19 protein-coding genes are annotated in these 22,307 nt (G+C 67.7%); 10 read left to right on the top strand and 9 right to left on the bottom strand.

The features are described 5' to 3' along the window. Window positions 1-36 precede the first annotated feature (36 nt). On the bottom strand, window positions 37-1,992 hold the full coding sequence (locus CVH10_RS09595; protein WP_106488519.1) for a ligand-gated channel protein: 1,956 nt from the start codon (window positions 1,990-1,992) through the stop codon (window positions 37-39). Between the two features lie 226 nt (window positions 1,993-2,218). On the opposite strand from CVH10_RS09595, the gene CVH10_RS09590 reads away from it, so the two are divergent. The 9 genes from CVH10_RS09590 to CVH10_RS09550 all read left to right on the top strand — a co-directional run bounded on the left by CVH10_RS09590 (window position 2,219) and on the right by CVH10_RS09550 (window position 11,722). Next, the gene (locus CVH10_RS09590) at window positions 2,219-3,145 is read left to right on the top strand and encodes a LysR family transcriptional regulator (RefSeq protein WP_106488518.1); all 927 of its coding nucleotides are present in this window, start codon (window positions 2,219-2,221) and stop codon (window positions 3,143-3,145) included. Window positions 3,146-3,214: 69 nt separating this feature from the next. Beyond that, the gene (locus tag CVH10_RS09585; RefSeq protein WP_035597979.1) at window positions 3,215-3,430 is read left to right on the top strand and encodes a DUF1656 domain-containing protein; all 216 of its coding nucleotides are present in this window, start codon (window positions 3,215-3,217) and stop codon (window positions 3,428-3,430) included. Between the two features lie 2 nt (window positions 3,431-3,432). Continuing rightward, window positions 3,433-4,305, top strand: coding sequence for an HlyD family secretion protein (locus tag CVH10_RS09580; protein ID WP_106488517.1), 873 nt, complete (start codon window positions 3,433-3,435; stop codon window positions 4,303-4,305). Window positions 4,306-4,311: 6 nt separating this feature from the next. Continuing rightward, complete coding sequence (locus tag CVH10_RS09575) at window positions 4,312-6,369, top strand: FUSC family protein (RefSeq protein ID WP_106488516.1); 2,058 nt, start codon at window positions 4,312-4,314, stop codon at window positions 6,367-6,369. Window positions 6,370-6,420: 51 nt separating this feature from the next. Then, entirely contained in the window at window positions 6,421-7,296 is an 876-nt protein-coding gene (locus CVH10_RS09570) for an AEC family transporter (protein WP_035597986.1), read from the top strand. A gap of 76 nt (window positions 7,297-7,372) precedes the next feature. Next, the gene (locus CVH10_RS09565; protein ID WP_106488515.1) at window positions 7,373-8,569 is read left to right on the top strand and encodes a PQQ-dependent sugar dehydrogenase; all 1,197 of its coding nucleotides are present in this window, start codon (window positions 7,373-7,375) and stop codon (window positions 8,567-8,569) included. A gap of 165 nt (window positions 8,570-8,734) precedes the next feature. Beyond that, entirely contained in the window at window positions 8,735-9,937 is a 1,203-nt protein-coding gene (locus tag CVH10_RS09560; RefSeq protein WP_035597988.1) for a glycine betaine/L-proline ABC transporter ATP-binding protein, read from the top strand. Between the two features lie 5 nt (window positions 9,938-9,942). Next, on the top strand, window positions 9,943-10,776 hold the full coding sequence (locus CVH10_RS09555) for a proline/glycine betaine ABC transporter permease (RefSeq protein ID WP_035598055.1): 834 nt from the start codon (window positions 9,943-9,945) through the stop codon (window positions 10,774-10,776). A gap of 85 nt (window positions 10,777-10,861) precedes the next feature. Then, entirely contained in the window at window positions 10,862-11,722 is an 861-nt protein-coding gene (locus CVH10_RS09550) for a glycine betaine ABC transporter substrate-binding protein (RefSeq protein WP_106488514.1), read from the top strand. 215 nt (window positions 11,723-11,937) lie between these two features. Here the strand turns inward: CVH10_RS09550 and CVH10_RS09545 are convergent, their stop codons facing one another. The 8 genes from CVH10_RS09545 to CVH10_RS09510 all read right to left on the bottom strand — a co-directional run bounded on the left by CVH10_RS09545 (window position 11,938) and on the right by CVH10_RS09510 (window position 21,452). Next, the gene (locus tag CVH10_RS09545) at window positions 11,938-13,347 is read right to left on the bottom strand and encodes an aminotransferase (RefSeq protein WP_035597995.1); all 1,410 of its coding nucleotides are present in this window, start codon (window positions 13,345-13,347) and stop codon (window positions 11,938-11,940) included. A gap of 65 nt (window positions 13,348-13,412) precedes the next feature. Beyond that, on the bottom strand, window positions 13,413-14,813 hold the full coding sequence (locus CVH10_RS09540) for an APC family permease (protein ID WP_106488601.1): 1,401 nt from the start codon (window positions 14,811-14,813) through the stop codon (window positions 13,413-13,415). Between the two features lie 86 nt (window positions 14,814-14,899). Then, the gene (locus CVH10_RS09535; RefSeq protein WP_035598060.1) at window positions 14,900-16,387 is read right to left on the bottom strand and encodes an aldehyde dehydrogenase; all 1,488 of its coding nucleotides are present in this window, start codon (window positions 16,385-16,387) and stop codon (window positions 14,900-14,902) included. Window positions 16,388-16,596: 209 nt separating this feature from the next. Beyond that, window positions 16,597-17,547: a LysR family transcriptional regulator gene (locus CVH10_RS09530; RefSeq protein ID WP_106488513.1), complete on the bottom strand. Its 951-nt coding sequence runs from the start codon at window positions 17,545-17,547 to the stop codon at window positions 16,597-16,599. A gap of 182 nt (window positions 17,548-17,729) precedes the next feature. Continuing rightward, window positions 17,730-18,941, bottom strand: a complete 1,212-nt coding sequence (gene argE / locus CVH10_RS09525) for an acetylornithine deacetylase (protein WP_106488512.1) — start codon at window positions 18,939-18,941, stop codon at window positions 17,730-17,732. An 80-nt stretch (window positions 18,942-19,021) separates the two neighbouring features. Next, on the bottom strand, window positions 19,022-19,696 hold the full coding sequence (locus CVH10_RS09520; protein WP_106488511.1) for a DUF1028 domain-containing protein: 675 nt from the start codon (window positions 19,694-19,696) through the stop codon (window positions 19,022-19,024). Beyond that, complete coding sequence (locus CVH10_RS09515; RefSeq protein WP_035598009.1) at window positions 19,693-20,118, bottom strand: RidA family protein; 426 nt, start codon at window positions 20,116-20,118, stop codon at window positions 19,693-19,695. The genes CVH10_RS09520 and CVH10_RS09515 overlap by 4 nt, the downstream gene beginning before the upstream one ends. Next, on the bottom strand, window positions 20,118-21,452 hold the full coding sequence (locus tag CVH10_RS09510; protein ID WP_106488510.1) for an NAD(P)/FAD-dependent oxidoreductase: 1,335 nt from the start codon (window positions 21,450-21,452) through the stop codon (window positions 20,118-20,120). The genes CVH10_RS09515 and CVH10_RS09510 overlap by 1 nt, the downstream gene beginning before the upstream one ends. Window positions 21,453-21,880: 428 nt before the next feature. Here CVH10_RS09510 and CVH10_RS09505 point away from each other — a divergent pair, with 428 nt between their 5' ends. Continuing rightward, window positions 21,881-22,303 carry a universal stress protein gene (locus tag CVH10_RS09505; protein WP_106488509.1) on the top strand — a complete coding sequence of 141 codons (423 nt, stop codon included), beginning with the start codon at window positions 21,881-21,883 and terminating at the stop codon, window positions 22,301-22,303. Window positions 22,304-22,307 lie beyond the last annotated feature (4 nt).

The following is a 22,307-nucleotide window of genomic DNA, read 5'->3' as shown; positions in this document are numbered from 1 at the left end:
CCGGCCGCGGCGTGGTGTCCTGCTCGGTGGCGGCGATCAGAATTCGACGTTGATGCCCAGCCACAGGCGACGACCGTCCTCGACGTAGCCGTACTCTTCCTCGGTGATGTCCTCGTCGAAGAGGTTGTAGAGGCCGGCGTTGAGGGTGGTCTGCGGCGTCAGCTGATACCCGAGGCCGGCGTCGACGAAGGTGTAGGACGGGGCGACGATGGCATCCCGGGACGGGCCGGTCGTGGGCTGGCTCTCCTCGCCGCGATAGGTCAGGCGCGTCCACTGGCTCAGGCGCTCGGTGGCCTGCCAGTCCAGCGACGCCGTGACCTGATGCTTGGGCAGCTGGTTCAGCGGCTCGCCCTTGTATTCGCCGGTCTTCTGCTCGGAGTCGGTGTAGGTGTAGCTGGTGCTCAGGTCCAGGTTGTCGGCCAGCGGCGTGGACAGCGAGAATTCGACACCTCGGGTGACCGCCTCGTCGACATTGAGCCGGTAGGTCGGATCGGAGCCGAACTGGTTGGCCCCTTCGGTGCACACGGAGGTCGGACAGGCCACGCGGGTGATCTTGTCCTCGAAGTCGGTATGGAAGACGGTCAGGCCGGCCAGCAGGCCGTTGTCACCGGCGTAGTGCAGCCCCAGTTCCTGGCTGAGCGAGGTTTCCGCCTCCAGGTCCGGGTTGCCGTAGATGTTGCCGCCACGGCTGACCTGGACCCAGTCGGCGTTGGTGGCACGCAGATCCGGCGCCCGGAAGCCCGAGGAAACGCCGCCCTTCAGGGTCCAGCGATCATCCAGGTGCCAGACGCCATAGAGGCGCGGCGACCAGTGGCTGCCGTACTTCTCGTCCTCGTTGAGGCGCACGCCGCCGGTCAGCGAGACGTCCTCGGTCAGCATCCATTCGTCCTCGGCGTACAGCGCCCAGCGATAGCGTTCCAGCTCGCTCAGGCTGGACGTCGCGGATTCGTTGCCGCCGTCCTCCAGACGCTGCTTCTCGTACTGGCCGCCCAGGGTCAGGATATGGGCGCCCAGCGGCAGTACCGCCTTGGTGTCCGCCACGGTGCTCCGGTAGTTCATGTCGCGCGAGGGGTTGTCGACCTCCTCGTGCTGCACGTAGCTCTCGGTGCTGCCGAAGTCGAAGTAGCCGTCGTGGCTCAGCGCGAAGTGGCGGCGGTCGTAATGCTGCTCGGAGCGCTCGTTCGGCCCCCGACGCCCCACCAGTGCCACGGACTCACCGGGATTGGTGATCCGACGCTGCTCGCTGTAGCCTGCTTCAAGGCCGATCTCGTTGATGTCGTCGGGGGTCCAGGTCAGCTTCGCGGTGCCGCTGGCCAGGCGCTGGTCGGCGTAGCCGCCGATGATGGCGTCCTCGTCGCGCTGGTCATATTGCCCGTAGACCTGCAGGCCGAGCCGCTCGGCCACCAGCGGACCGGCCACGTAGAAGCGGCTGTTGTGCTCGTCACCGGAGGCGGAGTCCTGCTGGAGCGTCATGCCGGTCGAGACCTCGCCGCCCCACTCCTGCGGCACCTTGCGGGTGATGACGTTGATCACCCCGCCCAGCGCATCGGAGCCGTACAGCGACGACATCGGCCCGCGGATCACCTCGATGCGCTCGATGGCCGACAGCGGCGGCATCCAGCCCTGCTCGATGCCCGGGCCATCGCTGTTGGGCCGCGTCTCACGCGAGCCCTGGCGCTTGCCGTCGACCAGCAGCAGGGTGTACTTGGCGCCCATGCCGCGGATGCTGATGTCCTGGGACGACCCGCCGCCGGTGACGGTCACGCCCGGCACGTTGCGCAGCGCATCGGTGATGTCCCGGTAGGCGCGGCCTTCCAGCTCCTCGCGGGTGATCACGCTGATCGAGGCCGGGGCATCCTGGACCTGCTGCTCGTACCCGGCGGCGGTCACCACCACATCGTCGAGCCGGGCCGTTTCCTGGGCCGCGGCGGTAGACGCCGCCAGGCCGGCGATCAGCGTGGCAAGGACGGTGCGGGAAGAGGGAAACGACATCGGTTGCGACTCCTGAAGATCCCACCGGCCGCTGGGCCGGCTTTTAGTGAATAGGAATTTTTATCATTCACATTCTTCCATATTCGTTCGCCCACGTCCTCGTACGCCGCGTTGCCAAACGCGCAACGGCTGGCAGGGATTCTCCTTTGCTCATAACAACGCGAATGATTTTCAACAAAGGTATTGGTAGGATGGCGGCTCCGTTAGCATCCTACGGCTTTACCCCATGCACGATGCCGATGAACTGATCGCCTTCGCCGACGTCATGGACAGCGGCAGCCTGACCCTGAGCGCTCGCCGGCTGGGCGTGGCGAAATCGACCCTGAGCCGCCGCCTCCAGCAGCTGGAGACACGGCTCGGCCAGCCGCTGATGCGCCGCCAGTCGAACCGCCTGGAGCCCACCGAGGCCGGGCGGGTCTTCCACGACTACTGCCTGCGGCTGATCGCGCTGGCCGACAAGGGACGCCAGGCCCTGGACGAGCTGCGCGAGGAAATCAGCGGCGAGCTGACACTGGAGGTCCACGAGGCCCTGGCCCGCTGCTGGGTGGCCCCTGCCCTCGACGCTTTCATGGCCCGGCATCCCGGCCTCCAGCTGAACCTGCACACCCGCGACCGACTCACGTCGGAGGCGGCCAGCCAGTCGGTGGTGGTGTGGTACGGCGAACCCGGCGAGACCGCCCTGCGCCAGGAGACGATGACCCGGCTGCCTCGCGGGCTCTACGCCCACCCCGACTACCTGGCCCGCCATGGCACGCCGGCCCACCCTCGTGACCTGGACGGCCATGCCTGGATCGACCTGCTCGGCGAGGCCAAGTCCGGCCTGGCGCTGCGTCATCCCCGCGAGGGCGTCCACGACGTCTGCCCGCCCGGCTCGCGGCTGCGCGTCGACCGCCTGCTGCTGCATTCCGACGCCATCGCCCGCGGCCACGGCCTGGGCGTGCTGCCGGTATGGATGGCCGAACTCCGCCGGCAGGCCCATCCCGACCAGCTGGTGCGCTGCCTGCCCGAGTGGCAGGCCTCGGCGGCGCCGGTCAGCCTGCTCTATCCCCACGGCCACCTGCCGCGCAAGGTCACGGCGCTGCTCGAGTTCCTGCGCGAGGCCTGTCCCGCCGCCTGGACCACCCTGCCGGCGGCCGCTCCGGTCGAGGCCTGAACCAACCGCCGTGCCTCCGGCGAGCGCGATTGCTAGAATGGAGCCCTCGACGACGCTCAAGGAGCGAGCATGGGACTTCGTGAAATCGCCGTCGGCGGCCTCTATCTCTCTCCCCTGCTGGTGTATGCCCTGCTCGGCTTCGGCGCCACGCTGCTGATCCGCGCGGGGCTCTATCGTCTTCTGGGCGCCAACCGCCTGTGGTACGAGGCCTGGTTCGATACCGCCCTGTTCGTGATCTTCACCGCCCTCATCGCCTACCTCTCCTCCGCCACCGGGAACGTCTGAACATGCGCACCCTGCTACGCAGCCTCGTCACCCTGGTCATCGTCGCCCTGGCCATCGCCGCCGGCCTGTGGCTGTGGCACTACTACCTCTACACGCCCTGGACCCGCGACGGCCGCGTGCGCGCCGAGGTGATCACCGTCGCCCCGGACGTCGCCGGCCGTGTGGTGGCCCTGCCGGTGGCCGACAACCAGCGCGTCGACGCCGGCGAGACGCTGTTCCGGATCGATCGATCGCGCTACGAGACGGCGGTGACCCGGGCCGAGGCAGTGGTCGCCCAGCGCCAGGCCGAGCTCCAGCTGAGCCAGGACGAGGCCTCGCGACGCAGCCGCCTGAGCCGCCAGGCAATCAGCGCCGAGGGGCAGGAGACGGCTCGCATCAACCGCCAGGTGGCCAGCGCCAGCCTCGACCAGGCCCAGAGCGACCTGGCCAGCGCCCGGCTCGACCTCGAGCGCACCACGGTGGCGGCACCGGCGGCGGGCCACGTGCTCAACCTGCAGCTCAGCGAGGGCAACTACGTCAGCGCCGGCGAGGAGGTGATGGCGCTGATCAAGGCAGGCTCCTACTTCGTCACCGGTTACTTCGAGGAGACCAAGACCCCGTACTTCTCGGTCGGCGATCCGGCCCGGGTGACGCTGATGAGCGGCGACACCGAGCTCCGGGGCCACGTGGAGAGCATCGGCCGCGCCATCGCCGATCCCAACACCGATCCCAACAGCCAGCTGCTGCCCCGGGTGCAGCCCACCTTCAGCTGGGTGCGGCTGGCCCAGCGCATTCCGGTGCGCATCGCGCTGGACGAGATTCCCGAGGGAACGACCCTGAGTGCCGGCATGACGGCCTCGGTGTACGTGGAGCCGAACGCCGAGCCGAGGGAGTAACGGCGCATGTCCCCCTGGCTGCAGGCCTATCTCACGCCGAGCGCCGATGCGGTGAAATTCGCCGTCAAGGCTACCCTGGCCATGCTGCTGGCGCTCTACGCGGCGCTGTGGTGCGACCTGGAGCGGCCCTACTGGGCGCTGATCTCGGCGGCCTTCCTGCAGGTCCGGCCGATGAGCGGCATGGTGGTGGAGAAGGGGCTCAGCCAGATCGGCGGCACCCTGGTGGGCTGTGGCGCCGGCATCATCATCATGGGGGTGTTCGCCCAGGCGCCGATTCCCGCGCTGGCCACCCTGACGCTGTGGATCATGATCTGCACCTACGGCAGTTCGCTGCTGCGCAACAATGCCTCCTACGGCTGCATCATGGGCGCGGTGACGGCGATGCTGATCGTGGTGATCGGCGCCAGCCAGCCCGATGGCATCTTCTCCATCGCCGTGGCCCGGCTCTCCGAGCTGTCACTGGGCGCGGCGTGCGCCACCCTGGTCAGCGCCCTGCTGTGGCCGATCAAGGTCGGCGACCATCTCGGTCACCAGGCCGACGCGGTGGTCAACCAGGCCTTCCGCCACGCCGCCCTGCGGCTGAGCGACAGCGACGACCCGAGCGCGCTGCAGCAGACCCTGACCGACAGCCTGGAGCCGCTCACCCAGCTCGAGACCGACAGCCAGGCCGCCCGCTACGAAGGGCCCGAGGGCCCTGGGCGCATCCGCGCCAGCCACGTGCTGACCCGCCGCACCCTGCGCCTGATGGCCACCCTGCACGCCCTGCAGCAGATCCTTCACCACTACGGCGAGCGCCTCTCGCCGGCGATCCACCGGCTGGCCGCCGAACTGGCGGAAGGCTTTCGCGAGTCGGCGGAGGTCAGCGGCGTCGCCCCCGCCCAGCGCCGTCTCCACGCGCTGCGCCATCGGGTCAAGGACTGCCCCGACGACGACTGGACGCCCCTCGAACAGCGCTGCCTGCTGGGCCTGCGCGAGGCGCTGGGCCATGCGGTGGTGATGCTCGACGCCCGCGATGCCATTTCCCATCCCGGCCGCATGCGCCTGCGCGGCGCGGCGCTGGCCTGGCATCGCGATCATCTGATCGCCGGGCTCAACGCCCTGCGCGCCGGACTGATCTTCTCGCTGCTGGCCGCCTTCTGGCTGGCGACCGGCTGGGACAACGGCCAGGTGGCGATGCTGCTCGGCACCCTGTTCTCGGCTTTCTTCGCCACCCGCGACAATCCCGTGGTGGTCTGCATGATGTTCGCCAAGGGCATGCTGGCGGCGATTCCCAGCGCCTTGCTGTTCGGCCACGTGCTGCTGGCCCAGGCCAGCGGCTTCCCGATGCTGGCGATGCTGCTGATGCCGCCCCTGTTCCTGGGCCTGCTGGGCGCGGCGGTGCCCCGGCTGATGGGCTATTGCCTGGCCTTCACCATCGGCAACATCCTGCTGACCATGCCCGGCAACGGCATGGATTTCTCGTTCGACGCCTTCATCAACCGCGCCATCGCGGTGATGATCGGCCTTTCCGCGGTGGTGGCCGGCTTCCGGCTGCTGCCCGGCTTCGGCTCACGGCTGCGCAAGCGCCGGCTGGTCGGCGCCATCGTCGGCGACCTGCGGCGCCTGACCTCACCGCCGATCCACGAGGCGGAGGCACGCTTCGTGGGCGGCATGGCCGATCGCCTGCTGCACCTGGCCAAGCACGACGACGTCCTGCCCGAGGACCAGCGCCATCTCTTCACCCTGGGGCTGACCGGGCTCGACATCGGTTATGCCTGCCTGCAGGTGCGCCGCCGCCTGGACGACCTGCCGGACGAGCCCCTGCATCGCGCCAAGCGAGACTTCTTCGCCGCCCTGGCGCAAGCCTACGCCGACAGCGCCAGGGGCCACTCCCCAAGCGCGGTGCAGCCGGCCGGCGAGGCCTTCGTCGAGGCCGTGCGCCACCAGCCCGGACTGAGCGAGCGTCAGCACGCCCGGCTCGCCGGACTGGCGCAGCGCCTCGAACTGTCGCTGGAGCGCCAAGCCCAACGTGCCCGGGCCTCGCGAGGCCTGGCGCCACCACCGCCGCAGGCGGACGTCGCCTGAGGCGACGTCGGCACGGCCTTCCTTCATTTCCCTCAACCAAGGAGACACTCCATGCTCGCCGAACTCTTCGCCGTGATGGCGCCGGTCATCGCCGGCGCCGGACTGGGCTTCGGCTGGGTTCGGCTCGGCCACGACTATCCCGTGGCCTTCGTCACCCGCCTGGTGTTCAACATCGGCACCCCGGCGCTGGTGCTCGCCTCGCTGGCCGGCGCCGAGATCGACGCCGACAGCTTCGGCCGCACCATGCTGGCCACCGCCCTGGTACTGACCACCATGGGGGCGGCCACCGTGGTCTCCGCCCGCCTGTTGCGGCGCGACTGGCGGGTGCTGCTGGCGCCGATGATGTATCCCAACACCGGCAACATGGGCCTGCCGGTGGTGCTCTACGCCTTCGGCGAGGCGGGCTTCGCCTTCGGCATCACGGTGATGGTCACGGTGTCGCTGTTCCAGTTCACCCTCGGCACCCTGATGACCAGCCGCGGCAACCCGCTGAAGTCGCTGGCCAGGACGCCCACGGTCTACGCCATCCTGATCGCCCTGGCGCTGCTGCTTACCGACACCGACCTGCCGCCGTGGCTGGCCAACAGCGTGGATCTGATCTCGGGCTTCACGGTGCCGCTGATGCTGATCACCCTCGGGGTGTCGCTGGCCAACATCCAGGTCAGGAGCCTGCGCTCGGGCCTCGGCTTCTGCCTGCTGCGCCTGCCGCTGGCCGCGGGCCTGGCCTGGGGCATCGGCGCGCTGCTGGCCCTGCCGCCCATGGCTCACGCCATCCTGGTGCTGCAGATGAGCATGCCGGTGGCGGTGTTCAACTACCTGTTCGCCCAGAAGGCCCGTCGCGAGCCGGAATACGTGGCCAGCCTGGTGTTCTGCTCGACCCTGCTGTCGCTGATCTATCTGCCGCTGCTGCTGGCGTGGCTGATGTAGCCGGACAGGCAACCGACAGGCCGACGCCTGGCCGGCGCCTTCTATACTGGGGGCGCCATCGACAAGGAGTCGGCCCATGATCCTCTCTTGCCCCCGTCCCTCGTCGCGCCTGCCGGCGGCGGTCCTGAGCGTGCTGCTGACGGCCGCCGCCCTGCCGAGCCAGGCCCAGGACACGCCGATGCGGCTGGACACCCGGCACATGACACTGTGCCTGAGCCGCGTCGCCGACGGCTTCCGCCACCCCTGGGGACTGGCCCAGCTGCCCGACGGCGCCCTGCTGGTCGGCGAGCGCGGCGGCCGTTTGACGCGGATCGCCGCGGACGGCTCGCGCCTGAGCATCGCCGGCCTGCCCGAGGTCGCGGCCCGTGGCCAGGGCGGGCTGCTCGACCTGGCCCTGCATCCCCGTTTCGGCGAGGACGAGAGCGGCGAGCATGACTGGCTCTACTTCACCTGGAGCCGGCCGGTGGCCGACGGCGCCGCGACCGCCCTGTCCCGGGCACGCCTCGAGGGCGGCCGCCTGATCGGCATCGAGCACCTCTTCACCCAGAACCGCGCCACCGACGCCGGTCGCCACTTCGGCTCACGGCTGGCCTGGCGCCCCGACGGCACCCTGCTGATGAGCGTCGGGGAACGCGGCAGCCCCGAGCGCGCCCAGGACGGCGGCGACCACGCCGGCAGCATCCTGCGCCTCACCGAGACCGGCGGCGTGCCCGCCGACAATCCCTTCGTGGGCGACCCCGAGGTGCGCGACGAGATCTTCAGCCTCGGCCACCGCAATCCCCAGGGGCTGATCGTCGCCGACGACGGCACGGCCTGGTCCACCGAGCACGGCCCGCGCACCGGCGACGAACTCAATCGCCTGGTGCCGGGCGCCAACTATGGCTGGCCGGAGGTCTCCCGGGGCCGCGACTACGTCACCTTCCTGCCGATCGGCCGCGACAGCGCCCCGGGCATGCGCGACCCGGTGCATGTCTTCGACGGCCGATTCGCGCCTTCGGGCCTGACCCGGGTGACCTCGCCGGCCTTCGCGCCCTGGCAGGGCGATCTGCTGGCCGGCGGGCTGCGCGGCGAGGCGCTGCTGCGACTGCGCCTCGAGGGCGACACGGTGATCGAACGCGAGAAAGTGCTCGATGGAGAGGTCGGCCGCCTACGCACCGTTGACCAGGGGCACGACGGCACGCTCTATATACTCAACGACGCCGCCGAGGCCGGTCTCTGGCGCCTGACGCCGGCCGTTGCCGGCCAGGCGGGCGCTTCGGCCTGCCCCGAATAGAGCGCCCCGGCACGACCCCGGCATATTTCTGAACGGTTATTCAATAACTCCCGGGTTGCTGGCGTCCGGTTCGAGTCAACGCTGGCGGCTGTCACTCTGGGGTTACATTCAACGCAACCATTTTGCCCGCCCTCTCCAGGGCGCGGCACCACACAAGGCTCGCCAATGAGTGACAACCGAAACGTCAAGATTCGGGTGCGCAACCTCAGCAAGGTCTTCGGCAACCAGCCGAAGAAGGCGCTGGAACTGCGCGACCAGGGGCTGAAGCGCCCCGAGATCCTCGACAAGACCGGCCAGACCCTGGGCCTGTCGAACATCGACTTCGATGTCTACGAAGGGGAACTGCTGGTGATCATGGGGCTGTCCGGTTCCGGCAAGTCGACCCTGATCCGCTGCCTCAACCGCCTGATCGACCCGACCGAGGGCGAGATCGTCATCGACGGGCAGAACATCCCGAGCCTCAAGGAGAAGGAGCTGCTGGAATGCCGCCGCCGCCACTTCTCCATGGTGTTCCAGAACTTCGCCCTCTTCCCCCACCGTACCGTTCAGCAGAACACCGAGTTCGGTCTGGAGATCCGCGGCATCGATCCCGCCGAGCGCCGCGAGACCGCCAGTAACGCGCTCAAGCAGGTCGGCCTGGAAGGCTGGGAGAACGCCTATCCGCGCCAGCTCTCCGGCGGCATGCAGCAGCGCGTCGGCCTGGCCCGCGCGCTGGCCAACGATGCCAGCGTGCTGCTGATGGACGAGGCCTTCTCGGCGCTGGACCCGCTGATCCGCGGCGACATGCAGCAGGAGCTGCTGCAGCTCCAGCACCGCATGAAGAAGACCACCGTCTTCATCACCCACGACCTCGACGAGGCGCTGAGCATCGGCGACCGCATCGTGCTGCTCAAGGACGGCGAGGTGGTGCAGATCGGCACACCCGAGGAGATCCTCACCAAGCCCGCCGACGACTACGTGCGCCGCTTCATCGAGGGCGTCGACAAGTCGCGCATCCTCAGCGCCGAAAGCGCCATGCGCAAGGTCCGCTCCACGGTGCGCGACACCGACGGTCCGCGCACCGCGCTGCGCAAGATGCGCGACCACAGCCTCGATTCCATCTATATCCTCGACCGCGACCGCCGCCTGATCGGCCTGATCGACGCCGACGCCGCCAGCCAGGCGCTGGAGGACGGCAAGCAGACCGTCACCGAGGTGATGACCCAGGACTTCCGCAAGGTCACCCGCGAGGAGCCGCTGCACAACCTGTTCGCCATGTTCAGCGAGAACCGTTTCCCGATCGCCGTGGTGGATGACGACCAGGTGCTCCAGGGCGTGGTCGTGAAAGGCGCCGTCCTCGACGAACTCGCACAGGCAGGAGACCACTGATGGCTATCGAATTCCCGCGCATGCCGCTGGGCGACTGGATCGAGAACGGCCTGAACTGGCTGACCAGCGAATACTCCGCCGTGACCCGCGGCATCTCCCGCATCACCCAGACCGGCATCGACGGCCTCAACGACGCCCTGATGTGGCTGCCCGACTGGTCGCTGCTGGTGATCATCGCCGCGCTGTGCTGGTGGCTGGCCAACGTGCGCCTGGCCATCGGCGCCGTCGCCGGGCTGGCGCTGATCATGAACCTGGGCCTGTGGGAGCCGATGATCGAGACCCTGACCCTGGTGGTGATCGCCACCCTGGTGGCGGTGGTCATCGCGTTGCCGGTCGGCATCGCCGCGGCGCTGTCGGAGCGGCTCTACAAGACGATCATGCCGGTGCTGGACTTCATGCAGACCATGCCGGCCTTCGTCTACCTGATCCCGGCCATCCCGTTCTTCGGCATCGGCTCGGTGTCGGCGATCTTCGCCACCGTGATCTTCTCCATGCCGCCGGCGATCCGCTTCACCACCCTAGGCATCCGCCAGGTGCCCACCGACCTGGTGGAGGCCGCCGACGCCTATGGCGCCACCCGCGGCCAGAAGCTGGTCAAGGTGCAGCTGCCGCTGTCGCTGCCGACCGTGATGGCCGGCATCAACCAGACCATCATGCTGGCGCTGTCGATGGTGGTGATCGCCGCCATGATCGGTGCCGACGGCCTGGGCAGCGAGGTCTGGCGCGCCATTCAACGCCTGCGTCCGGGCGACGGCTTCGAGGCCGGCATCGCCGTGGTGATCCTGGCCATGCTGCTGGACCGCCTGACCCAGTCGCTGCGCAAGCAGGGCAAGAGCTGACGTCACGCCGTTGAACGACCGCCGGTTGCAACCGGCGGCTCGTCTCAGCATGCTCATGAATACATTCCTAACGGAGATAAGCACAATGCCGAAGCAACCGATGCGCATCGCTGGCCTGGCCCTGATCGCCGGCGCCAGCCTGACCGCGGCGACGGCCCAGGCCCAGGACAAGGGCACCGTCCATCTTTCCTACGTCGAATGGTCCGACGCCGTGGCCTCCACCAACGTGGTGCGCGCCGTGCTGGAGCAGGCCGGCTACGAGGTCGAGATGACCTCGCTGTCCGCCGCCGCCATGTGGCAGGCGGTCGCCACCGGCGACGCCGACGCCATGACCACCGCCTGGCTGCCGACCACCCACGCCGACTACTACGAGCGTCTCGGCGATCAGATCGAGAACCTCGGCGCCAATCTCGAGGGCACCAAGCTCGGCCTGGTGGTGCCCGCCGATAGCGACATGAACGCCATCACCGATCTGAACGACCACGCCGACGCACTGGACGGCAAGATCACCGGCATCGATCCGGGTGCCGGCCTGATGGGCCTGACCGAGGATGTCATCGACGCCTACGAGCTGGACCTCGACCTGCAGAGCGGTAGCGGCGCCACCATGACCGCGGCCCTGCAGACCGCCATTTCCAACGGCGAGCCGATCGTGGTGACCGGCTGGACGCCGCACTGGATGTTCGCCCGCTGGGACCTCAAGTACCTCGAGGATCCGGAAAACGTCTACGGCGGCGCCGAGGAGATCGACACCGTGGTCCGTCAGGGCCTCGAGGAAGACATGCCGGAGGCCTACGCCATCCTGGACGCCTTCGAGTGGACCCCGGAGCAGATGGGCGAGGTCATGCTCATGAACCAGGAGGAAGACTCCGACCCCTACGAGAACGCCAAGCAGTGGGTCGAGGACAACCAGGACCTGGTCCAGGAGTGGCTGCCGGAAGCCTAAGGCTTCTCGCCGACCTTCCGACCAACCAGCAGGGGGAGATGCCGCAAGGCATCTCCCCCTCTTCTTTGTCGACTCGGCGGGACATGCGGCCGGATCAGCTAGCCGTCCATCCCGCCTGGCGCGGCTGACGGCACACGCCCTCTCCTGGCCGCGCCGGAGCAGTCGGGTCGTGAGGAAAAAAGGCCCGGCCTCGCATGAGACCGGGCCGTCAGGGCTCAGCGCGGCAGGTAGCCGTCGGCCTTGAGCGACTCTGTCGCGGCCTCGATGCTCTCGCGCAGGGTGGCCACCACGAAGTCGACGTGCTCGCGATTCAGGATCAGCGTCGGGGAGAGGATGTTCATGTGCGCCAGCGGTCGCACGATCAGGCCCCGTTGCTGACACTCGTCGGCGATGCGGTTACCCACCTTGGCCTCGGGCGCGATCAGCTCCTTGGTCGTCTTGTCGGCGACATTCTCCAGACACATCATGAACTTGCGGCCGCGGACATCGCCCACGATCTCGAGGTCCTCGAGCTCGTGGAGACGGCGCTCGAAGTAGTCGCCCACATCCTCGACGTGCGCGCACAGCCCCTCGCGCTCCATGATCTCGATGTTCTTGAGGCCCGCCGCGCAGCTCACCGGATGGCCCGAATAGGTGAAGCCATGGGTGAAGATGGCGCCATCGGCCTGCGGCTTGCTGATCACCTCGTAAATACGGTCCGAGAAGATGGTCGCCCCCAGCGGCAGGTAGCCGGAGGTCAGGCCCTTGGCGCAGGTGATGATGTCCGGCACGATGCCGAACTCGTCCTCGGAAGCGAACATGTGGCCCAGGCGGCCGAAGGCGGTGACCACCTCGTCGGAGACGTAGAGGACGTCGTACTTGCGGCACACTTCCAGGGTCTTCCTGTGATAGCCCTCGGGCGGCACGATGACGCCGCCGGCGCCCATGATCGGCTCGGCGAAGAAGGCCGCCACATTATCCGGACCCAGCTCGAGGATCTTGTCCTCCAGCTCCTTCACCTTCTCGTCGCAGAAGGCCTCGAGGCTCTGATCCTCGGGGCGACGGTAGGGGTTGGGACAGGAGATGTGATGCACCAGCTGCTGGTCGATGTCGAAGCCGATGTGGTCGAACTTGACCCCGGTGATCGACATCGCCATGTAGGTGCTGCCGTGGTAGCCATCGATGCGCGAGATGATCTGCTTCTTGCTCGGCTGACCGAGCTGGTTGAAGTAGAAGTGGATCATGCGCACGGCGGTGTCGTTGGCCACCGAGCCACCGCAGCCGTAGAAGACGTGGTTGAGATCGCCCGGCGCCAGCTCGGCGAGCTTGGCAGCCAGCCGCGCGGCCGGAGCCGTGGTGTGATGGCCGAAGGTCGAGAAGTAGGGGATGTCGCGGATCTGATCGGCGACGGCCTCGGCGATCTCGTCGCGCCCGTAGCCGATGTTCACGCACCAGAGCCCGCCGATCCCGTCCAGGTAGCGCTTGCCATCGGCATCCTGAATGGAGACGCCATCGGCCTGGTTGAAGATCATGGAACCGCTCTCCTTGAAGGTGGAGAAGTCGGTCCAGGGGTGCATGAAGTGATCGCGGTCCTTCTGCCAGATTTCCTGTTTATCGAGTTGGGCAGATACGTTTTGACTTGTCATTGTGGTTCTCCTTCAGGATCGGGGACGCCTGAGGCGCCCCACGGAATTGCGTGCAGCGTCACATATCAACGCTTGGCAAGTGCATTCAGCGGTTCGGGCTTGAACAGCGACTTCTTCATCACCAGCTTGATCCAGGCCACGGCAACGACGCTGACGATGCCCAGCACGACGCCGGCGTTGATGAAGATCTCCGCGGTCAGCTCCGGGGCCGGCGAGGCATAGACGATGGCGTAGACCATGCCGGCGATGCCGATCAGCTGCGGCAGCGGGTAAAAGGGCGAGCGATAGGGGCGTACGGCATCGGGATAGCGCCGACGCAGGGCGATGACGTTCACATGCGCGATGATGTAGGCGATCAACCAGGCGATGGCGGCGGAGATCAGCAGCAGCCCCACGGTGCCGGCATCGTTGCCCCAGATCAGCAGCGGCAGACCGGTGACGCCGGCGGTGAACAGCACGGCGACCCAGGGCGCACGGGTGGACCGGGTCTTCCAGCCTAGTACCGGGAAGGCCTGGCCCTGCTCGGCCATGCCCTGCAGCATGCGCGGCACGGCGGCCAGCGAAGTGTTCACCGTACTGCAGGTCGCCGTGATCGCGGCCACGGCCAGCAGGAAGGTACCCGATCCGCCGAAGGCGGCGATGGCATATTCCAGATGGGGCAAGTCCGCGCTCATCAGGACGTCACGCGGCAGGTAGAAGAGCGCCCCCAGGCAGTAGAGGGCGAAGACGACGAAGATCACCGTCAGGCCCAGGTACATGGAGCGCGGGATGTAGCGTTCGGGGCGGCGCGCGTCGTCGACCATCGGGCAGACGAACTCGGCCCCCACGTAGCCCCAGATGGCCAGGGCGATCAACGTGAAGGCGCCATCCCCCAGGTTGAACCCGGCCGCCAGCTCGGTGGCTTCGAAAGCGTGGGGAGCGAAACCGCCGGTCAGGGCACTGACACCGAGCAGGGTCAGGGCCACCACCATGGCGAAGGCCAGCAGGTTCTGCAGCTTGGCAAACACGTCGATGCCCAGCAGGTTGAGCACCGTGAACACGCCGAGAATGCCGAAGGCCACGTAGTGGGTGCCCTCCACGGCCGGGTAGAGCACGCCGAGCAGGAAGTTGACCAGCAGCAGCTCGGCGGACAGCGCGAACATGGCCACCACCACGTAGCCGGAGAATACCGAGAGGATCGCCGGGAAGTGCCCCAGGGCCACCTCGGTGTAGGCACTCAGGCTGCCCGCCCGGGGGACCAGCAGGGCCAGTTCGGAGAAGGACGCCGCATAGCACAGCGCCAGTACCCAGGCGATGGCCAGCGGCACGATGAAGGCGGGCCCAGCGATACCGACGCCCTGGAGCATCAGCACCATGACGCCCTGGGACACCACCAGGCCGACCGCGACAGCCATCAGGGACTTGAGCCCCAGGACCCCACGCGCCTTCTTGCCGGTAGCGGCCGAGGCCGCCGTCGATTGGGACATGGCATCTTGCATTGTCATCCACCCTATTGTTGTTGTGGGGTTAGATGCCCGACGGAGACTCACCGTCGGGCAGGCTCAACAGACACTCACAGGCGCACCCAAGTGGTCTTGAGCTGGGTGAACTTGTCCAGGGCATGCAGCGACAGGTCGCGCCCGAAGCCGGACTGCTTGTAGCCGCCAAAGGGCGTGGTGAAGTCGATGGCGTCCACGGTATTCACCGAAATGGTCCCTGCCCGCAGGCGACGCGAGACGCGATGCGCCCGCGACAGGTTCTCGGTCCATACCGAAGCCGCCAGGCCGTAGATGGAATCGTTGGCAATCGACACCGCCTCGTCCTCATCGGCGAACTCGATCAGCACCGCCACCGGGCCGAAGATTTCCTCCCGGGCGATGGTCATCTGCGGAGTCACGCTCTCGAACAGCGTCGGCGACACGAAGGCACCCTGCTCCTCTCCGCTGGGTGCCTCACCCAGCGCCAGACGCGCGCCCTCCTCCAGGCCCAGCGAGATATAGCCGCGCACCTTGCCGGCATGATCGGCATCGATGAGCGAGCCGACGTCGGTGGCCGGGTCCAGCGGATCGCCGACCACCAGCTCGGATGCCGCGGCCACGAAGCGCTCGACGAAGGCCTGCTTGGCCTCGCGCTGGATCAGGATCCGCGAGTTCGCCGAGCACACCTCGCCCTGGTTGAAGTAGATGCCCTGCACGGCGGTCTTCGCCGCCGCCGTCAGGTCGCTGTCGGCGAAGACCACGTTGGGGCTCTTGCCACCGCACTCCAGCCACACCTGCTTCATGTTCGAGCGGGCGGCGTACTCCAGGAAGCGCTTGCCGGTAGCCGTGGAGCCGGTGAAGGTCAGGCAGTCCACGTCCGGATGCATGCCCAGGGCCTCGCCGGTGATGTGGCCGTGACCGGGCAGGACGTTGAAGACGCCGTCGGGGATGCCCGCCTCGGTGGCCAGCTGGGCCAGGCGCAGGGCGGTGAGCGGGGACTGCTCGGCGGGCTTGAGGATCACGCTGTTGCCCGCGGCCAGCGCCGGGGCCAGCTTCCAGGCGGTGATGTCGAGGGGAAAGTTCCAGGGGATCACCGCCGCCACCACGCCGACCGGCTCGCGGGTGATGGTGGCCAGGTTGTCGCCGTCGGTGGGTGCCACCTCGCCGTAGAGCTTGTCGGTAGCCTCGGCATACCAGCCGAAGCAGCCCGCCGCACCGGGGATGTCGAGCTCGAAGGCATCGCGGATCGGCTTGCCGGTGTCCAGGGTCTCGAGCAGGGCCAGCTCTTCCTGATGCTCCATCATCAGCGCCGACAGGCGCTGGAGCACCGCCTTGCGCTGAGCGGGGGCGGCCCGTGACCAGTCACCGGCCTCGAAGCTGCGACGGGCCGCGGCGACCGAGCGCTCCACGTCCTCGGCGCCGCAGGCCGCGACCTCGGTCAGGGCCTCGCCGGTGGCCGGGTTCCAGGTGGTCAAGGTCTCGCCATCGCCGGCCTGGACGCGCCGGCCGTCGATGAAGGCCCCATCCGGCAGGGTCAGCCGGGAGCGAAGGTCTCGCCAGAAGGACAGATCATGTGCCGCCATCGGGTGGGTCTCCATTGTCAGTGTCATTGTTGTCGAGGTCATGTCGGCATGGATCACGACCGTGATGCCACGATAGCCCTGCGGCTCTGATTAAATAAAATATTATTATTGTAACAACAGCATCATGATTTCTTATGCAATGACGCATCGCCGCCGCCCGGAGCCATCCTGGCAGGCGTCACGCTCGGTGGGTCATCCTTGGGGGTCGGTCAGTTGCCGGCCGGCTCGGCCTGGTCATCGCCGAGCCGGGCGAAGACCGCCCCACTGGCGTCGGGATCGCTGGCCAGGCGGTGCATGGCCTCGGCCGCAGGACCGAGGCGCAGGCCGCGCAGACAGGCGATGCCCATCGACAAGGACGGGGCATCCTCTTCGATCCGCAACGGCTTGAGTCCGCCGCCATCGAGGGCATCGAAGGCCGACAGCGGCGTGTTGAACAGCGAGAAGCCGAAGCCGTTGGCCACCAGTCCGCGCAGCATGTCCATGGACTTGGCGCGGTGGGACACGGCGGGCGATAACCCGTGGTGAGTGAAGATCGACAGGAAGTACTCGCGGCTCAGCGGCCAGTCGAGCAGCACCATGGGATAGGCCACCAGCTCGGCGAGGCTGATGCTGTCGCGCTCGCTCAGCGGGTGGTCGGCGGCGACGACCGCATAGGGTGGAAAGCGATACAGCGGCGTGAAGTCGATCTCCTCGGGCACCTGGAGATCGTAGGTAAACGCTAGCTCGTAGTCGCCCTGCCCCAGCCCGCGGACGATATCCACCTGGTTCATCTCGTCGCAGTAAAGACTCACCGAGGGATGGCGGTCGGCAAAGCGACGCAGCAGCCGGGGCAGGAAAAGCGGCGCGAAGGTGGGAAAGGCCAGCAGGCGCAGCTCACCGCCGATCTCTTCGCCCAGCGAGAGCGCGTACTTCTCCAATCCCTCGGCATCGCGCAGCAGCTGACGCGCGCGCTGCATCAGCTGCTTGCCCGAGGGCGTCAGCGACAGCCCCTGAGCATGGTGACGCACGAACAGCTGCAGTCCGGTGACCGACTCGATCTGCTGGATGGCCGCGGAGATCGAGGGCTGGGACACGTGCAGCTTGCGGGCCGCCTGGGTGACGCTGGACAGTTCGCCGGCCACCACGAAGTAGCGCAGCTGCTTGAGGGTGAATTGACGCATCGACTCGCCACCGCCGCTGGAAAACCATGCCGCCCCACGAAATGCGGGGCGGCTCCTTCCAGCATACCAGCTGCCGACGCCGGATGCCCCAGGGACATCGCGGTGCACGTACCCACGACGACGCCTGCGGTGACAGCCTTTGGAGCCGCTGCATGCCCCGGCCCCGGCGCGGGCACGACGAATCAGGCCGTGTCGGTGGCCAGCAGATCGCCGACGGCCAGACGACGCCGCGCCTCGGGGCCGGACAGCGCCTCGATCAGCCGGGTCAGGAAGGCCTGACAGCGTGCCAGCTGGTCGAGGGTCACGAACTCATCCGGCTGGTGGCCCTGGGCCATGCTGCCAGGACCACAGACCAGGGTCGGGATGCCCAGCTCTTGCTGGAAGAGCCCGCCCTCGGTACCGAAGCCGATGCGCTCCAGCTCGCTCGAGTCGAGCAGCGAGAGGATGAAGGCCACCAGGACATGTTCGTCGTCCATCGACAGGCCCGGGTAGTCGCTGAGACGCTCCAGCCGGATGCCGGTCTCGGGGGAGGTCTCGCGCATCTCGGCCTCCAGGGAGGCAGCGAAGGCCATCAGTTCGCCGAGCAGCGCCTCGGGATCGTCCTCGGCGACGTTGCGAATCTCGATGTCCAGGCGACAGTCCTGGGGCACGATGTTGAGCGCCGCCCCGCCCTGAATGGTGCCCACCTGCAGCGTGGTGTGGGGGATCGCGAAACGCGCATCGAAGGGCCCGCGGAGGGCCTTGGCGGCGGCGGTCTCTTCGACCCAGGCGGCCAGACGCGCGGCGGCATGGATGGCATTGACGCCCTCGGGAGCCATGCCGGAGTGGCAGGCCTTGCCACGCACGTGCAGCCGCACCGCGATCTTGCCCTTGTGGGCGGTGGCCGGCCGCATGGACGTCGGCTCGCCGATCAGACAGGCCGCCGGGCGCACCGGCTGATGGGCGAGATCCGCGAGCAGGGTACGCACGCCCACGCAGCCCACCTCCTCGTCGTGAGAGAAGGCCAGGTGCACGGGGACAGCGAGATCGGCCTCGACCATCATCGGCACGGCGGCCAGGACGGCGGCCAGGAAGCCCTTCATGTCGGCGGTGCCGCGGCCGTAGAGTCGCTCACCCTCGCCGGTAAGACGGAAGGGGTCGACGCGCCAGGCCTGGCCGGTGACCGGCACGGTGTCGGTGTGCCCGGAGAGCATCACGCCGGGGCGATCCACCGGCCCGATGGTGGCATAGAGGTTGGCCTTCTCACCGGTCGCGTCGGTCACCCGCCGCGAAGCCACGCCGTGGCGGGCCAGGTACGCCTCGATGAAGGTGATCAACGGCAGGTTGGAGCGATCGCTGGTGGTGTCGAAGGCCACCAGCTCGGCGAGCAGGTCGACGACGGACTCTTGGGACATGGAACCCCCGAATGGTCAGGCAAGCGAGAAAGGGTGGCCATGGGCCATGGCCACCTCCGGCGGGCATCGGCGGATGACGATCAGCGCTCATCCCCCGGCACGCCGTAGGACGGCGAGTCGTCGGGCCGCACCGCCCTCAGCACATAGGCGTCGCGCTGCGGCAGGTAGTGATCCCAGATCATGCGCAGCTCGCTGAGCGGCGCCACGTGCCAGTCGACTCGAAGGTCGACCACCGGCCAGCTGGCCCGATCGGTGACCTTGAGCCCCGCCGAGAACACCGGGCCCATCTCGCCGCCGGCGGCCATGCCGGCGTCCATGGCGGCCAGCAGCCGCTCGGCCAGCTCGCCGTCGTGGGACTCGAAGCACGCCACCATGGCGTCGACGACGGCCTCATCGGCGAGCATGTTGCCGCCGGCCACGCAGTCCTGGCCCTGCCGGGTGGCGTGGATGCCCAGCGTCTCGGCGCCGCTGTGCAACGCGCTGCGTCCCTGGGCATCGAGGACCTGGAGCTGACGCCATTCGGGGTGCGCCTCATGCTCGACGAGCCGCACCAGCACGCTCTCGGCGTCGAGCCCCTCCTCGAGCAGCCGCACGCCCAGCTGGCCGAGCTCGGGATTGGTCACGTTCTGGGTCAGCACCGCCCCCTTGCCGGGGGCGATGAAGGGGCAGCGGCTGGCCACGCAGATGCTCGAGGAGCTGATGGCGGTGCCGAACTGTCCGGTCTCGCGGCAGAAGCCGGCGATGGAAAAGGTCATGGGTTGCCCTCCTGCTCGGGAATGACGGCGATGACGTCGATCTCCATCAGCCATTCGGGCTGGGCGAGCCCGGCCACCACCAGACCCGTAGAGATCGGGAAGACGCCCTTGAGCCAGTTGCCCACCTCGCGATAAACCGGCTCGCGAAATCGCGGGTCGGTGATGTAGGTGGTGGTCTTGACGATATGGCTGAGGTCGGACCCGGCTTCCTCGAGCAGCTGCTTGACGTTCTTCATGGCCTGCTCGGCCTGGGCCCGCGGATCCCCGAGACCGACCAGGCGGCCCTCGAAGTCGGTGCCTACCTGACCACGGACATAAACGGTGTTGCCCGCCCTTACCGCCTGGCACAGATCGTTGTCCAACGTCTGGTTGGGATACGTTTCCTTGGTGTTGAACATGCGGATACGGGTGTGCGTCGGCATCAGTTGACCCTCTCTGCGCTGGTATCGTCGATGGCTGACTCGGCCGGCACGGGGGCGTCCTGGCACTGGGCGGCCTCATGGTAGGCCAGGTACTTGCGCTGTGTGGCGATATGGTCGGCGATGTGCTTGGCATCGTGCCAAACGCCCCAGATGAAGCTGGAACCGCGCCGCGACAACCAGGGCAGGCCAACGAAGTAGACACCCGGCTCGCTGGACACCCCGCGCTGATGCTGCGGCCGGCCGTTGCCGTCGAAGGCCTCGACGTCCAGCCAGCCATAGTCCACCGAGAAGCCGGTAGCCCAGACGATCGCGGTCACCCCGGCCGCCTCCAGGTCAAGCTCGCTCAGCGGCTCGGTCACGCAGGGCGGATCGCTCGGGATCCGCCGCGCTTCGGGCTCCTCCGGCAGATCGAGGCCATTGCGCGCGGCATAGTCGTCCGCGGCATCCAGCATCGCCAGATAGTTCGCATCCCCGCGGGCCAGGTTGTCGGCCAGGTCGGCGTCGAAGGTGGCCACGCCGTTCTGGAAGGCCTGAGTGCGCCCGACCAGCGTCATGCCCTGATGGGCCAGCTCGCGGAAGTCGATCGTCTTGCCGCCGTTGGCGCCGCTCACGGCGATGGTGACGTGCTCGGTGCCCGGCTTCATGACCTCGGCATCCCAATGACCGAGCACGCCCAGCCACCAGCAGAAGTCGCGACCGCGGTAGGCGCGCGGCGGACGATCATGGGGGCCCACCGACAGGTAGACCGGCTTGCCGGCACGCTGCAGTTCCTCGGCGATCTGCACCCCGGAGGACCCCGCACCGACCACCAGCACGGCGCCCTCGGGCAATTGCCGGGGATTGCGGTACTCGGATGAGTGCATCTGCGTGAGGCGCTCGTCCTCGGGAGCGATCGGCGGGATCACCGGCCGCTGGAAGGGCCCGGTGGCCGCCACCACGCGATGGGCCTCGATGATCCCCGTGGACGTCTCGACGGTGAAGCCGGGCCGCCCCTGATTGCGCTCGACGTTCCTGACCTCCACCCCGGTACGGATGGGCGCGCCGATCTTGCGCGCGTAGGCCTCGAAATAGGCTGCCACCCGCTCCTTGGGGGCAAAGGCATCGGCGTCGACGTCTTCGAACTCCATACCCGGGAAGCGGTCGTGCCAAGCCGGCCCGTTGGCCACCAGCGAATCCCAACGGCGCGTGCGCCAGGCTTCCGCGATGCGGTCGCGCTCGAGCACCAGGTGGGGCACCCCCAGGTTGCCCAGATGCTCGCTCATGGCCACACCGGCCTGACCGCCACCGACCACGAGGGTATCGGTGTATTCTGTGTCGAAAACGGGCTCGGTCATGGAAAGGTCTCCTTGTTGTCTTGTGAGATTCACATTAGGAGCCCGCCTTGATTAAATAAAATATATTTATTATGCCTTTAGAATCATAATTATCTATCTAGAGAGCGCCGCCGATCGGTTGCCAACCTGGCCGGCATCAACGCTGTCGACTCCGGGCGAGGGGCGTCATCTGGATGTCGCCTTCGACTACGCAGCCGATCCTCCACCCAGTATTGCTAATTGGCTGTTATCAACAGCCGCATTCTTGATTAAAATCGCTTATCCGATCGGGCCGCGGCCCCTCGGAATACAAGGAAAACAAGGGCAAGCCTCCCCCGAACGACGCCGATTGCCGGCCCGCTGCCGTTGAAAGCGCGGGACTCCCAAATCGTCGTCCAACGGCCACACTGAGCGTGTGAGCGCGGACGCAACCCACAAGGAGCGCAGGCATGTTCAAGAAGATTCTGGTGCCGGTGGACCTGGCACATCCCGACGTGTTCGAACCATCGCTGCAGGTCGTCGCCGATCAGGCCAAGCACTACGGTGCGGAAGTCTGCTACGTGGCGGTCATCGCCAACACCCCAGGCAGCGTGGCCCGCACCCCGGACGAGTACCAGCAGAAACTGGAAGCCTTCGCCCAGGAGCGCGCCCAGGTCCACGGCCAGCCGGTCAGCGCCAAGGCGCTGGTCTGTCCGGACCCCACCGCCGATCTGGATGATGTGCTGGTCGAGGCGATCGACGAGCAAGGCGCCGATCTGGTGATCATGCAGACCCATCCCCCGAAGCACCTGGATGTCGTGCTTCCCTCGCACGGCGGCAAGATCGCCACCCATACCGACGCATCGGTATTTCTGGTCCGCCCCCAGGACTGATGCG

Origin of the sequence: Halomonas sp. ND22Bw (genome assembly GCF_003011945.1) — a bacterium.
GTDB classification, from domain to species: domain Bacteria; phylum Pseudomonadota; class Gammaproteobacteria; order Pseudomonadales; family Halomonadaceae; genus Halomonas; species Halomonas halophila.
Note: the sequence above shows the minus strand (reverse complement) of the source record. Positions and strands in the feature narration are given on the sequence as shown.